We start from the raw sequence: 12,641 nt of genomic DNA on the forward strand, positions 1-12,641 counted from the left end.
CACCAGGTTTGCGTACTCCTGATTCCTCCACTACTAATTGATGCGTTCGATTCGCACACAGCAGCTGACTGGCGATTCGCATGGGGGAGCCGAGATCTGGGGAATCCGTGGGGGATCGTCGTGTCAGGGAGGGAAATCAACATGAAATTCGGGAAGCTCACCGGCATCGTTCTCATGGCGATCAGCGCCGTCGGTATCACCGCCGGAACCGCATATGCCGCACCGGCCCCCGCGCAGCCCGCGGCCGTGCACAATGACGCGACGTCCGGCGTGGACAACGGAATCCATTACCAGACTTCGATTTCCCCGGCGAGCAGGGTCATCACCGCGCAGGTCGACGCCGGTCGTTTCGTGGCCGCTCCGGACGGTTCCACGGTCGCCTTGAAATCCGACACCGGTGCGACGCTGGATCAGGTCGCACTGCGCGGGAACATCGGCGGGCACGCCTTCACCGCCGCCGAGCGGATCAGCGCCGACGGCCACACCCTGACCCTGACCCCGCAGGTCGCTCCGCAGGAGATCGGCCAGGTCAAGGACATCAACGCGATGAACAACCTGTGGTACCAGGTGCAGAAGAACCTGCCCGGCGTGGCCATCGGGGGCATTCTGGGCGGCTTCCTCGGCAGCCTCCTGGGCTTCGGCATCCTGAGCATCATCACCGGCCCGGTCGGCGGTCTCGTCGGCGCCATCGCGGGCGGTTACGCCATGGGCGGCAAGCAGTTCCTGGACGCGGTGCAGGCGGTTGCCACCGGCAAGCCGTGATTCGCCGAGTGCCGATCAGACGTCATCGACGGGCCCGCGTACCTGGTGCGCGGGCCCGTTTCGTAGCACACACGGAAATGTGAAATACCGTAATTCGGGGTGCGATCGACACTCCGCCGCGGTGATTTCTGCGTCGCGTATTCCGGTCCGAGCAGAAATTCACCGGCACGGAAAATCCCGCGGGAACGTCAACGCCGGCAGACCCGGCCCTTATAGGACGGATCCAGCGCCCGCAGAACGAGCTGAATCGCTATCGGCGACCGCGGAAGTCCGACATGCGTGACATCGGCCCCGGCGCACACCGTCTGCAGCCAGATATTGTCGACCACCGCCCGGGGACCCGCGCGCAGAAAAGTCGATTCCGGCGGGGTCGTCGTATCGTCCATTCGGGTCGCGATCACCGTGTAGTCGACGCCGGGCACGGTATCGCCGCCCGCGTTGAGATGGGTCAGGAACTTGCTACCGCTGATCTGCTGGACCGCGGAAACCCCCAGCACACCGGTCACCGCACCGGCCACCGGCCCCGCCGCACTCGCGGTGTCCAGCGGATATCCCAGCAGAACAGATGTCGAACCGTGATTGGTGGCGCCCAGGGTCACGAGTTTTCGCACCACGTTCCGCTGCGGATCGGCCGCATCGGCGCCACCGCCGAACCGCAGGTACTGCCGGGCCACAACCCCGCCCTGGGAGTGCGCCACCAGATCCACGTGCTCGGAAGACGTTGCGGCACGGACCTTTCCGATGAAGTTCGCCAGCTCCACCGCCGACTTGCCGATATCCCCGGTGCCGTAGATGCCCGGCATCCTGCCGAGCAGACTCGCGGTGTCGCGGCCGTAGTTGAGCGCGTACACGCAATACCCCTGCGCCTTCAGCGCCGGAGCGAGCTTGTTCCAGTTGTCCTGATTGCCCCAGGTGCCGTGCACGAGCACGACCGGATCGGGATGCGCCGTCGAGGGCCTGCACCGCCAGTCGTTCGCACCGGGCGGTGGCGCGCTGCCGTCGAGTACGGGCGCCGCGGCCGCGGAGGGTCCACCGATTCCGACCGTCGCGCACAGGGCCAGAACGGCCAGGAGAACAGCCGACGCACGCATCCGCCCTCTCCTTCGCGGCGAAGTGAAGTCTCGGGACATCCATCAGATCGTAGGGCCGAATGCGAAAAAAGCCATGCAGGCGGCCTGCGAAACAGCTGTGGGGCGATGCCTCGCATCGCCCCACAGCCAGGTAGAAAGCTTATTCTCGGGTTTTTTCGCGCAGCGCCTTCTTGGCCGCTTCCTGAGCCGCGTCGACCTGACCGGAGAATTTGCCACCGGTCTTCGCATCGACGGCGTCACCGGCCTTATCGATCAGCGGATCGAGCTTGTCGGCGTGCTGCCCGGCCGCGTCCACGGCCTTCTCGGCGACATCCTTGAACTTGTCGAACATTCCCATGGGGATCTCCTGGTCAGAAAACGATAGTTCCCACACAGCTAACCCGACCGGGCGAGCGAACGGAACCCGGGCCGCGCTCGGCGGAGTCGGCCGCGAGGCTACTCGGACCGCTCCCCTCCGGCCTCCCGCGCACCCTCAGCAAAGAATTCCCGCACCCCTGCGGCGTCGCTCAGCTCGGTCAACGTGCGGGCGGCACCGAAGGGCACGTTCCAGAACGCGCCCTCGCGACGGGTCCACGGCCCGACGTAGGCGTACGGCTCGCCGATGGCGCCGTCGCCCGGCGACACGCCGTAGTTGACCTCGGCGACCGTGAGAGCGAGATCGAAATGTTCGGGCCACAGCACCGGCGTCGCCTCGGGAGCGAAGGCCCGCAGGGCGCGGTCGCCGGTCTCGAACGCCGCGGCGATCACCCGAGCGCACGCCGGATCGACCTCGATCGTGTCCTGCGGGGCCACTCCGGAGCCGTCGGCGTAGACGCCCTGCGGCGGCTCGGCGGATACGCCCGCGCTCGCGGCGAGAGCGGCGTAGGTGCTGCCGGAGAGTGCACCGATCTCCGCACCGTCGGCAGACAGGACGTCTCCGGCCACGGCCAGTCGCGGCGTCGCGGTCGTGGCGAATCCGCCGGGCGCGGCGGCCAGCCGGATCGTGCCGCTGGCCCGGTACTGCGGACCGGCCAGCAGTAGTTCGGCGACGCCGTGCAGGCTGCGCAGCGTGCGGAGATATTCCTTCGGGTCCATATCGGTCCTGTTCGTCGGTTGGGCGCGTTCGCCACCGGATCGGCCGGTGGCGAACGCGTGACGCTCAGTCCTGGGATTCCGCGCGGCGGCGCACTCGGCGAGCGGCCGCGACCAAATTGCGCAGGGCGGGCTCGAGTTGCCAGTGGTGGCGGGTCTTGAGGCCGCCGTCCGGATTCGCCCAGAGGCGTCCGGGGGTGAGGGCCGTCGCGGCGGCGGTGAGGAGTTCGTCCAGTTCGTCGATGTCGGGGATGCGGGCCGAACGGCTTTCGTACACACCGGGTCCCACGCCGTGGGACAGGCCGTGGCCCTCCTCGGTGTCATCGGCGAGCGCCTTGAGCACCCATTCGATCGAGCGGGTGGCGACGATGGCCGTGACGTCCGCGTCCAGTTCCTCGATCGCCCGGACGATCTCGGCGCGGCCGGAATAGGCGATGTGCGTGTGGATCTGGGTCTGCGCCCGCACACCCGAGGTCGCCAGCCGGAACGCGTTCACCGCCCAGCGCAGGTACTCCCGGCTCTGCGTGCCCCCGCGCAGCGGCAGCAGTTCCCGGATGGACGGCTCGTCGACCTGGATGATCGACACCCCCGCCTTCTCCAGATCGGCCAACTCGTCCCGAATGGCAAGGGCCACTTGGTCCGCGGTCTCGTAGAGCGGCTGGTCCTGCCGCACGAACGACCGCGCGACCATCGTGACCGGTCCCGTCACAATGCCTTTCACCGGTTTGTCGGTGAGCGACTGGGCGTAGGTGGTCCACTCCACCGACATCGGCTTCGGCCGCGAGACGTCGCCGTACAGCACCGGCGGACGCACACAGCGGGAACCGTAGACCTGCACCCAGCCGAAATGCGTTGTGGCGAAACCGTCGAGCAGTTCGGCGAAGTACTGGATCATGTCGTTGCGCTCGTGCTCGCCGTGCACCAGCACGTCCAGGCCGATGTCCTCCTGCAACCGGATGGTCGACTCGATCTCCGATTCGATCCGCTTGCGGTACTCGTCGTAGGACAGTTTGCCCTCGCCGAGGTCGTAGCGCGCCTGGCGCGCGGAATCGGTCTGCGGGAACGAACCCAGCGTCGTCGAGGGCACCAGCGGCAGATTCAGCTTCTCGCGCTGGGCATCTCGGCGCACCTCGTACGGCTCGCGCTCGCGCATCTCCGGGGTGATCGCGTAAACCCGTTGCCGCACAGCGTGTTTCTGCTTGAAATGCACCTCACGCGGACGCCCGTGCCACTTCGCGGCCTCACCTCCCGCAAGCCCGCCCCCGCCTTCGGTGAGCGCCTTGGCCAGCGAAACGACCTCCAGCACTTTCTGTTTCGCGAAGGCCAGCCGATCCGCGACCGGACCGTCGATATCGTATTCGACCAGCAGGTCGTAGGGCACGTGCAGCAGTGTCGTCCCGGTGGACACCACCAGATCCGGGCACACCTTGACCAGGGCGCTGAGGTAGTCCAGCGTCACGCGACGATCCGCGCGCCACACATTGGTCCCGCCGATCACGCCCGCGTACAGCCGCTTGCGCCTGATACCCGGAATCTTCGCCAGCTCCTCGGGCCGCACCCGATGGCTGGCCAGATCCAGGCCGATCGCCTCCACCTGGGTCTGCGCCAGGATCGCGGTCGCCTCGTGGAAATCGCCGTACTGGCCGGTGACCAGGATGCGCGGACGCAGCGGCGCGGTGGACAGCCGCTGGTAGGCCGTCAGGAACGCGGCCAGCTCGGCCGGGCTGCGATCACCGGTGAAGCACGGCTCGTCCAGCTGCACACAGGTCGATCCGCGCTTGGCGAGGATCTCGAACAGTTCCTCGTACACCGGCAGCAGCTCGTCCAGCAGGCTCAGCCGATCGAATTCGGTCTCACCCGGCACCTGCCCGGCCTTGGACAGCAGCAGCAGCGACAGCGGACCCAGCACCACCGGACGCAGTTCGATACCGCGCGCCATCGCCCGATCGAATTCGTCGAGCAGGGCCTCGGGATGCAGGGAGAACCGGGTGTCGGCATCGAGTTCGGGCTGCCGGTAGTGGTAGTTGGTCCCGAAGAAACGCACCAGCTCGAGCGGCGGCAGATCCGGTCGCCCGCGCGCCATCAGGAAGTAGAAGTCCAAGGGGTGCAAGTCTTCTCGGTACGGCTCGAACCGCTTGGGCACCGCGCCGAACAGCAGCGCGTTGTCCAGGACGTGGTCGTAGAAGGAGAAGGTGTTACCCGGAACCTGCGTCAGACCCGCGGCGGCCAGCTCACCGAACTGCGCCTCCTGGATCTCCCGCCCGACGGCCAGCAGATTCTCCCGCGAGAGACTCCCGTGCCAGTAGGACTCCAGGGCGCGCTTGAGTTCACGGTGCGGCCCGATCCTCGGATACCCGAGAATGCTCGACCCGAAGCCGTCGGTGACATTGACCATGAGCTGGACTCCCTATCTTTGGCCTCCGCTCCGCTCCGGCGTGTTCGCGGCCCCGAAGGCTCGCCGCTGAGCACTCGAGACTCGGGCTTCGCCCATGCGCTTCGAGTGCTCATCGGCGAGCCGGCCGCGAACGGTCGGTCGTAAGACTCCCTCCGTGCGGGGCCGGGAGAGCGGGCATCTCGCGTTGCTGTAGTTGATGTTGGCGTTGAATCGCTGGTTGATGGCCGCTGCTTCACTGCGGTGGGTTCGCACTGATTCGGTGCGATCGCAGGGTTCAGGCGCGATTGTACTGGTAGAAGCCCGCGCCGGACTTCTTGCCGAGCAGACCCGCCTCGACCATGCGCATCAGCAGCGGCGGGGCCGAGTACAGCGGCTCCTTGAATTCGGCGTACATCGAGTCCGCGATGGACTTCACCGTGTCCAGCCCGACCAGGTCGGTCAGCGCCAGCGGGCCCATCGGGTGGGCACAGCCCAGCACCATGGCCTTGTCGACGTCTTCCTTTGTGGCGAAACCGGATTCGACCATGCGGATGGACGAGAGCAGGTACGGCACCAGCAGCGCGTTCACCACGAAACCGGAGCGGTCGGCCGAGCGCACGACCTGCTTGCCGAGCACCTCGGAGGCGAAGGACTCCGCGCGTTCGGCGACGGCGGCGCTGGTCTTGAGCGTGGTCACCAACTCGACCAGCGGCAACACCGGCACCGGATTGAAGAAGTGCATGCCGACCACGCGCTCGGGCTGGGTGGTGGCCACCGCGATCTTCATGATCGGGATCGAGGAGGTGTTGGACGCCAGCACCGCATCGGGATCGGTGACGACCTTGTCGAGCTCGGCGAAGATCGAGGTCTTGACCTCCTCGCTCTCCAGCACGGCCTCCACGACCAGCTGGCGATCCGCGAAATCGCCGAGGTCGGAGGTGAACCGCAGCCGCCAGGCGGCCTGCTCGCGCTCACGCTCGGTGATCTTGCCGCTGCTCACGCCACGATCGAGCGATCGCAGGATGCGGGCGCGGCCCGCGGCGGCGAGCTCACGGGTCTGCTCGAACACGAGCACGTCGACGTGCGCCCGAGCGCACACCTCCGCGATTCCCGCGCCCATCTGTCCGGCGCCGATAACACCAACGCGTTGAATCTTTTCGCTGCTCACGTCTGTTCCGCCTCTCCGCGAATTTTGCGGGCACCTGAGTGCCAATACAGTCATGCGCTCCCCCGCCTCTCCGCGACTTCAGCGTGTCGCCACGTGCACGGAGACTTGCGCTTCGGGCCGACAGTTCGGGACGCGGTCGAGATTTGGACGTCCCCGGGGAGTTACCCATGTTCTTAGGAAATCAGTTGTCGCGTAACAAAACCGATCAGGCACGTCGGCAACGGTTGGTATTCGTAGGGGAAAAACCCTTCCCGCCGGGGCTGTTCGGACGGGAAGGGCTGGTGGGCACTCGTTGCAGGAGTGCCCGTGTCGGGTGGTGAAACCGGCGGCGAGGAGGTCGCCGCCGGTTCACATCACCGCCGCCCCGGGAGGGGCGACCGGACAACTCAGTGGAACTGGCCCTCTTCGGTGGAGCCCTTCAGCGCCGCGGTGGAGGTGTTCGGGTCCACGGTGGTCGCGATGGTGTCGAAGTAGCCGGCGCCGACCTCACGCTGGTGCTTGACGGCGGTGAAGCCACGCTCGGCGGCGGCCTTGAACTCGCGCTCCTGCAGGTCGACGAAGGCGGTCATGCCCTCGCGGGCGTAGCCGTAGGCCAGGTCGAACGCGGCGTAGTTGAGCGAGTGGAAGCCCGCCAGGGTGATGAACTGGAACTTGAAGCCCATCGCCGACAGCTCCTTCTGGAACTTCGCGATGGTGGCGTCGTCCAGGTGCGCCTTCCAGTTGAACGACGGCGAGCAGTTGTAGGCCAGCAGCTGGTCGGGGAACTCCGACTTGACGCCCTCGGCGAACTTCCGCGCGACCTCGAGGTCCGGGATACCGGTCTCCATCCAGATCAGGTCGGAGTACGGGGCGTAGGCCTTGGCACGCGCGATGCAGGGCTCGATGCCGTTCTTGACGTGGTAGAAGCCCTCGGAGGTGCGCTCACCGGTGATGAACGGACGGTCGCGCTCGTCGACGTCCGAGGTGATCAGGGTGGCGGCCTCGGCATCGGTGCGGGCGATGACGACGGTCGGGGTGTCGGCGACGTCGGCGGCCAGACGCGCGGAGGTCAGGGTGCGGATGTGCTGCTGGGTGGGGATCAGCACCTTGCCACCGAGGTGGCCGCACTTCTTCTCCGACGCCAGCTGGTCCTCCCAGTGGGTACCGGCGGCACCCGCGGCGATCATGGCCTTCTGCAGCTCGTAGACGTTCAGCGCGCCACCGAAACCGGCCTCACCGTCCGCGACGATCGGCACGATCCAGTTGTCGACCGAGGTGTCGCCCTCGACCTTGGCGATCTCGTCGGCGCGCAGCAGCGCGTTGTTGATGCGGCGCACGACCGACGGCACCGAGTTGGCCGGGTACAGCGACTGGTCGGGGTAGGTGTGCCCGGACAGGTTCGCGTCACCGGCGACCTGCCAGCCGGACAGGTAGATGGCCTTCAGGCCGGCACGCACGGCCTGCACGGCCTGGTTACCGGTCAGAGCGCCGAGCGAGTGGATGTATTCGCCCTCGGTGTTCACACCCTCCCAGAGGATCTCTGCGCCACGGCGGGCGAGCGTGTGCTCCTCGACGACGCTGCCCTGCAGCTTCACGACCTGATCGGCCGAGTACTCGCGGGTGATGCCCTTCCAGCGGGGGTTGGTGTCCCAGTCCTTCTGGATCTCCGCAGCGGTTTTCGGGGTGCCGGTGGTCGACATCTCAGACTCCACTTCATAGTTCGGGTCGGGGTGCCCCATGTGCGGACTTCGTCGGGTTCCGACTGCACGGTGGCGGTCGGGGCCCTGCGATGTCCGAACACTGCTGGAGCGGCAATTTGCAGGCTTGCTATGCCCATCGGGTGTACTTCCACACGATGGCACACCAGAAAAGTGCCGTCTACCTGTTGCTAATGTAAATCTGGGCTAGCTTTCACCACCCATTTGCTAACTCTGCAAAATTTGCGCGTGAATTGCGGAGTCATAATCTACCCACGGGTAGGTCTGACATGCGGATTTACGTAACGCCCGTACTGTTACCGTGACCCCTACCACCGACCGAATCGCGACACCCGGATTGCCGACTGTGACGACCTTCACAAGATCTCGGACCGCCGATCCGTGGCCCCGATCACTGACGGCGATCACATCCGGTGTCACGGCACGCTCCGGCCGGATCGGACTGCAAGACTGACCCAGCCGAATACGCCGCCCGAATCCACCAGCCGAGGAGCACGATGCGGAAACTCTCGATCGCCGCCGTTCTGGCCGTCGCCGCGGCCACCGCCCTGCTGCAGCAGCCGCTCGCCCAGGCCGCACCCGCCGCGGGCGGCTTCGAATCGGTTCAGCCGCTGTCCGCCGCGGCGACACTGCCAGGCTCGGTGAATTCCCAGCGGTTCTTCTACGGCACCACCACCGTCGGTGACGCGCCGACCACGGCCAGCGCGGCGGTCTACTTCCCGCCGGGTGCGCCGCCGGCCGGGGGCTGGCCGGTCATCGCCTGGGCGCACGGCACCGTCGGCATCGGCGACGACTGCGCGTACAGCGTCGCCGGACCCGCCGCGGTCGAGCGCGACTGGTCCTATCTGGGCACCTGGCTCAAACAGGGCTATGCGATCGTCGCCGCCGACTACGCCGGACTCGGCTCACCGGGCGAACATCCGTATCTGGACGGCCGGGTCGAGGCGCACAACGTCGTGGACGCGGTCCGCGCGGCGAGCAGCCACTACGGGACGCTGGCACGCAAGTGGGTCGTCGTCGGACAGTCGCAGGGTGCGGGCGCGGCGGTCTCCACCGCCCGGTACGCGACCGCCTTCGGACCGGGTCTGGACTATCGCGGCGCGGTCGCCACCGGCACACCCGCCTACATCGAGGACGTCCTGACCCTGCTGGGCCCCGGCGTCCCCCCGATCAAGCTCAGCGGCGATACCACCGCCTACGCGCTCTACATTCTCAACGGCCTGCGCACCGCGCATCCGGAACTGAACATCGCCTCCTACCTGACCCCCGAGGGCCGCTACTGGGTCGATCGTGCCCGCACCGAATGCCTCGGCCCGCTCGGCACGGCTCTGACCGCACAGAAGGTGATCGGCGGCAATCTGTTCTCCCGCCCCCTGGCCGATATCCCCGACTTCCACGGCCTCCTGCACAACTACCTCGGCCTGCCCGAGACCGGTTACGACCGACCGCTGTTCATGGGTCAGGGCCTGTTGGACACCGATGTGATCACCCCGGAAACCCTCCGCTTCGCCGCCGTGCTCACCGCCAACCGCCAGCCCCTCACCTTCCGCACCTATCCCACCGACCACAGCGGCACGGTCCTGGCCTCCCAGCCCGATTCGATCCCGTTCGTGCGCAACCTCTTCGCCTGATCCACCGCCGCTTTTCAGCGACACATCACGCCAGATCCTTCATGTACGCTTGGTATTCACATTACCTACTCTTTACCAAAGTTGATATCGAGGCGGCCATGAGACGATCAGCAACTCACTCCCGACCCGCGACGACGAATTCCAGAGCACTCACCCTGTCCGCCATCACCGCTCTGGCTACGGGCGGTCTCGCACTCGGGACCGGGACCGCGGAGGCCGAAGAACGTCTCCCCGGATCCCGATATGCGAGCTGCCTGTGGGCCGGTACCGCCCACGATCGGGGCGCGAGCGTTCACGCGGGCGGGTGGACCTTCCGGTGCGGCACCGACAATCGCGGCGCGGCGAGCTGGTCGCGCACCGCCCGGACCACCCTGCCCAGCACGGTCGCCAATCCGGGCGCACACACCGACCCCACCGATTCGTTCAGTCCCGGCGCACGCCAGCCGGGCACCAGCTACACCGACCACTGCGTCGGCAACCAGCTCATCGAGGGCACCGACGACGTATTCCAGGCCGTCGCCCACCACGACGGCCGCGTCTACTGGAAGGCGGTCTCCCCCATCACCGACTGGACCTTCCATCCGGTCGAAACCCGCCCGGAACCGACCTGGCGCTCCAGCGGCAACTGCTCCGACGGCAGCCTCATCTGAGCTCGGACCCCGCGCCCCGGTTGTTTTCAGGGGCGGCGAAGGTCGTTCGGCGCGGTTACTCTCGGCGGAGTGGAAAAAGGACGCTGCGACGGGATTCTGCTCGCCGCGGGGGCGGGCACTCGGTACGGGCGGCCGAAGGCGCTCGCGCAGGACGGCGCGTGGTTACAGGGTGCGGTGGACGCGCTGTTGAAGGGGGGATGCGTGCGGGTGCACGTGGTACTGGGCGCGACGGGTCCGGCCCGTCGCGACCCGGACGGGCGGTGGCTGGTGTGCGACTCGCCGGAGATCGCCATACCCGAAGGCGCGCAACCGGTTTGGGCGGCGGACTGGGCCGTGGGAGTGGCCGCGTCGCTGCGTGCCGGGCTGACCGCCGTGGCGAGTGCGGCGGATCCGGCCGAGTACGCGGCGATCATGCCGGTCGACACTCCGGACGTCGGCGCGGACGTCGTGGCCCGGGTGCTCGCCGCCGCGCGCAACGCGCCGAGCGGATTGGCGCGCGCGGCGTTCCACGGGCAGCCCGGTCATCCGGTTGTGCTATATCACAAGCACTGGGCAGCGGTGATCGATACCGCACAAGGAAATTCCGGAGCCAGGGAGTTTCTGGTCAAAAGACCGGATATTGTGGCCGTCACGTGTGACGATCTGGCGACGGGACGTGACCACGACTATCCGCCCACTCGCGCACGCTGATCGGGAGCTTGTGATGCGCGACATCGTCGATGATCTACTGCGGGTGTGGCACTCCGGGCGTATCGGTGCCATGGCCACCCTGGTTCGGACATTCGGTCCCACTCCCATGCCGATCGGTTCGGCGATGCTCGTCGATCCCGACGGACGCGTCTTCGGTTCGGTCTCCGACGGATGCTACGAGAGCGCCATCTACGACGCCGCGATCCACTCGGCTCGCTCCGGCCGCAAGGAATTACAGCGTTTCGATCCGAGCACCGGGATGGACAGCGCGGACTGCGGCACCATCGACGTCTTCGTGGAACCGTTCTCCCGCAACGACTTTCCCGAATTCCAAGCTGTCGCACAGGATCTCGCCGGATTCAAGCCGGTCACCGTGTTCACGGTGGTGTGGCATTCGGATCCGACGGTGATCGGCCAACATCTGGTGACCGATCGACGGCACAACACCGAACTGGTCGCACTGCCCGAATCGGATGTGTTCTGCTGCTCGTACGCGGCCGCACCGCGCCTGATCGTCTTCGGCGCCAACGCATTCGCCGCCGCACTGTGCGTGCAGGGCAAACTGCTGGGCTACCGCGTCACGGTCTGCGACGCCCGTCAGCGATTCGCCGCCGAGCAGTCCTTTCCGGGTGCGGAGGTGATCGTCGACTGGCCGCACCGCTACCTCGAGTCGCAGGCCGCCGCCGGGTTGATCGACTACCGCACGGCGCTGGTGACGGTCACCCAGGATCCGAAATTCGAGATCCCGCTGCTCACCACGGCTCTGCGACTGCCCGAATTCGGCTATCTCGGCGCACTCGGCGCGGGCCCCGCGCACAGTCAGCGCCTGGAGGCCCTGTACGCGGGCGGTTTCGACACCGGATCCCTCACCCGCCTGTACACCCCCGCGGGCCTGGACCTGGGCGCGAGCACCCCGATGGAGACGGCCGTCGCCATCGCCGCCGAACTCCTGGCCGTGCGAGCCCGCACCCCGTCACATCACACCGGCCCCTTTCCCGCGCTGACCACGCCCTGAGCGTCACTCGCCCGCGAACCACGTCCGCGCCGAACGCCGGAACAACAGCACGACCAGCACGATCGCGCTCGCCGGTCCCAGCCATCCGGGCGGACGCCCGGCCGGAATCGACGGCACGGTCCACAGCATGTTCAATACGGCCAGCAACACCGCCGTGACCCGAATTCCGTCGCCGACCGCCCCGAACGCCAGCGCCAGCAAGCCCAGCAGCCAGCTCGGCACGAACAGCAATGCGGTGATCCCCGCCGACCGCGCCCCGAACAGCCACCCCGCCGAGGCCACGCACACCAGCCCGATCACCGCCATCGCCCATGCCAGCAGCCGCGCGACCCGCACGGTCCCCGGCATCCGGGCGGCCTCGAACTCCTCTGCCTCAACCCCCTTGTCGGACATCATCTCTCCCATCCAGCAGGATCGATTCTCAGCACAGCGAACTCGAGGCGAACCCTACCGCCGGACCCGGCCGACATCCCGGCGGCACGCCACCGGCCC

The 12,641-nt window shown here is 67.3% G+C and carries 12 protein-coding genes; 5 read left to right on the plus strand and 7 right to left on the minus strand.

Going from position 1 to position 12,641, the window contains the following annotated elements:
• The first annotated feature begins 141 nt into the window (after positions 1 to 141).
• Positions 142 to 762 carry a DUF8020 domain-containing protein gene (locus ON40_RS29955; RefSeq protein WP_040828221.1) on the plus strand — a complete coding sequence of 207 codons (621 nt, stop codon included), beginning with the start codon at positions 142 to 144 and terminating at the stop codon, positions 760 to 762.
• Positions 763 to 950: 188 nt separating this feature from the next.
• Here the strand turns inward: ON40_RS29955 and ON40_RS29960 are convergent, their stop codons facing one another.
• The 6 genes from ON40_RS29960 to aceA form a co-directional block, all read right to left on the minus strand.
• On the minus strand, positions 951 to 1,853 hold the full coding sequence (locus tag ON40_RS29960) for an esterase/lipase family protein (RefSeq protein WP_040828222.1): 903 nt from the start codon (positions 1,851 to 1,853) through the stop codon (positions 951 to 953).
• 139 nt (positions 1,854 to 1,992) lie between these two features.
• Positions 1,993 to 2,190 (minus strand): antitoxin, encoded by a 198-nt coding sequence (locus ON40_RS29965; RefSeq protein ID WP_040828223.1) that lies wholly within the window; start codon positions 2,188 to 2,190, stop codon positions 1,993 to 1,995.
• A 98-nt stretch (positions 2,191 to 2,288) separates the two neighbouring features.
• Positions 2,289 to 2,927, minus strand: coding sequence for a hypothetical protein (locus ON40_RS29970; RefSeq protein ID WP_040828224.1), 639 nt, complete (start codon positions 2,925 to 2,927; stop codon positions 2,289 to 2,291).
• Positions 2,928 to 2,991: 64 nt separating this feature from the next.
• The gene (gene metE, locus ON40_RS29975) at positions 2,992 to 5,319 is read right to left on the minus strand and encodes a 5-methyltetrahydropteroyltriglutamate--homocysteine S-methyltransferase (protein WP_040828225.1); all 2,328 of its coding nucleotides are present in this window, start codon (positions 5,317 to 5,319) and stop codon (positions 2,992 to 2,994) included.
• A gap of 274 nt (positions 5,320 to 5,593) precedes the next feature.
• The gene (locus ON40_RS29980) at positions 5,594 to 6,466 is read right to left on the minus strand and encodes a 3-hydroxybutyryl-CoA dehydrogenase (RefSeq protein ID WP_040828226.1); all 873 of its coding nucleotides are present in this window, start codon (positions 6,464 to 6,466) and stop codon (positions 5,594 to 5,596) included.
• 386 nt (positions 6,467 to 6,852) lie between these two features.
• On the minus strand, positions 6,853 to 8,145 hold the full coding sequence (gene aceA, locus ON40_RS29985; protein ID WP_040828227.1) for an isocitrate lyase: 1,293 nt from the start codon (positions 8,143 to 8,145) through the stop codon (positions 6,853 to 6,855).
• A gap of 515 nt (positions 8,146 to 8,660) precedes the next feature.
• Here aceA and ON40_RS29990 point away from each other — a divergent pair.
• The 4 genes from ON40_RS29990 to ON40_RS30005 all read left to right on the plus strand — a co-directional run bounded on the left by ON40_RS29990 (position 8,661) and on the right by ON40_RS30005 (position 12,149).
• Positions 8,661 to 9,794: a lipase family protein gene (locus tag ON40_RS29990; protein ID WP_040828228.1), complete on the plus strand. Its 1,134-nt coding sequence runs from the start codon at positions 8,661 to 8,663 to the stop codon at positions 9,792 to 9,794.
• Between the two features lie 98 nt (positions 9,795 to 9,892).
• Positions 9,893 to 10,444, plus strand: a complete 552-nt coding sequence (locus ON40_RS29995; protein WP_040828230.1) for a hypothetical protein — start codon at positions 9,893 to 9,895, stop codon at positions 10,442 to 10,444.
• A gap of 69 nt (positions 10,445 to 10,513) precedes the next feature.
• Positions 10,514 to 11,134 (plus strand): nucleotidyltransferase family protein, encoded by a 621-nt coding sequence (locus ON40_RS30000; RefSeq protein ID WP_040828232.1) that lies wholly within the window; start codon positions 10,514 to 10,516, stop codon positions 11,132 to 11,134.
• 13 nt (positions 11,135 to 11,147) lie between these two features.
• On the plus strand, positions 11,148 to 12,149 hold the full coding sequence (locus ON40_RS30005) for an XdhC family protein (RefSeq protein WP_051193734.1): 1,002 nt from the start codon (positions 11,148 to 11,150) through the stop codon (positions 12,147 to 12,149).
• A 3-nt stretch (positions 12,150 to 12,152) separates the two neighbouring features.
• Here the strand turns inward: ON40_RS30005 and ON40_RS30010 are convergent, their stop codons facing one another.
• Positions 12,153 to 12,542, minus strand: coding sequence for a hypothetical protein (locus tag ON40_RS30010; RefSeq protein ID WP_218008890.1), 390 nt, complete (start codon positions 12,540 to 12,542; stop codon positions 12,153 to 12,155).
• Positions 12,543 to 12,641: the final 99 nt, after the last annotated feature.

Origin of the sequence: Nocardia jiangxiensis NBRC 101359 (assembly GCF_000308615.1) — a bacterium.
GTDB classification, from domain to species: Bacteria; Actinomycetota; Actinomycetes; order Mycobacteriales; family Mycobacteriaceae; genus Nocardia; species Nocardia jiangxiensis.

Excerpts from the sequence above, each read along its gene's own strand:
- ON40_RS29955 (WP_040828221.1), top strand. The coding sequence starts at position 142 with ATGAAATTCGGGAAGCTCACCGGCATCGTTCTCATGGCGATCAGCGCC.
- ON40_RS29990 (WP_040828228.1), top strand. The coding sequence starts at position 8,661 with ATGCGGAAACTCTCGATCGCCGCCGTTCTGGCCGTCGCCGCGGCCACC.
- aceA (WP_040828227.1), bottom strand. The coding sequence starts at position 8,145 with ATGTCGACCACCGGCACCCCGAAAACCGCTGCGGAGATCCAGAAGGAC.
- ON40_RS29970 (WP_040828224.1), bottom strand. The coding sequence starts at position 2,927 with ATGGACCCGAAGGAATATCTCCGCACGCTGCGCAGCCTGCACGGCGTC.
- ON40_RS29965 (WP_040828223.1), bottom strand. The coding sequence starts at position 2,190 with ATGGGAATGTTCGACAAGTTCAAGGATGTCGCCGAGAAGGCCGTGGAC.
- metE (WP_040828225.1), bottom strand. The coding sequence starts at position 5,319 with ATGGTCAATGTCACCGACGGCTTCGGGTCGAGCATTCTCGGGTATCCG.
- ON40_RS30005 (WP_051193734.1), top strand. The coding sequence starts at position 11,148 with ATGCGCGACATCGTCGATGATCTACTGCGGGTGTGGCACTCCGGGCGT.
- ON40_RS29960 (WP_040828222.1), bottom strand. The coding sequence starts at position 1,853 with ATGCGTGCGTCGGCTGTTCTCCTGGCCGTTCTGGCCCTGTGCGCGACG.
- ON40_RS29995 (WP_040828230.1), top strand. The coding sequence starts at position 9,893 with ATGAGACGATCAGCAACTCACTCCCGACCCGCGACGACGAATTCCAGA.
- ON40_RS30010 (WP_218008890.1), bottom strand. The coding sequence starts at position 12,542 with ATGTCCGACAAGGGGGTTGAGGCAGAGGAGTTCGAGGCCGCCCGGATG.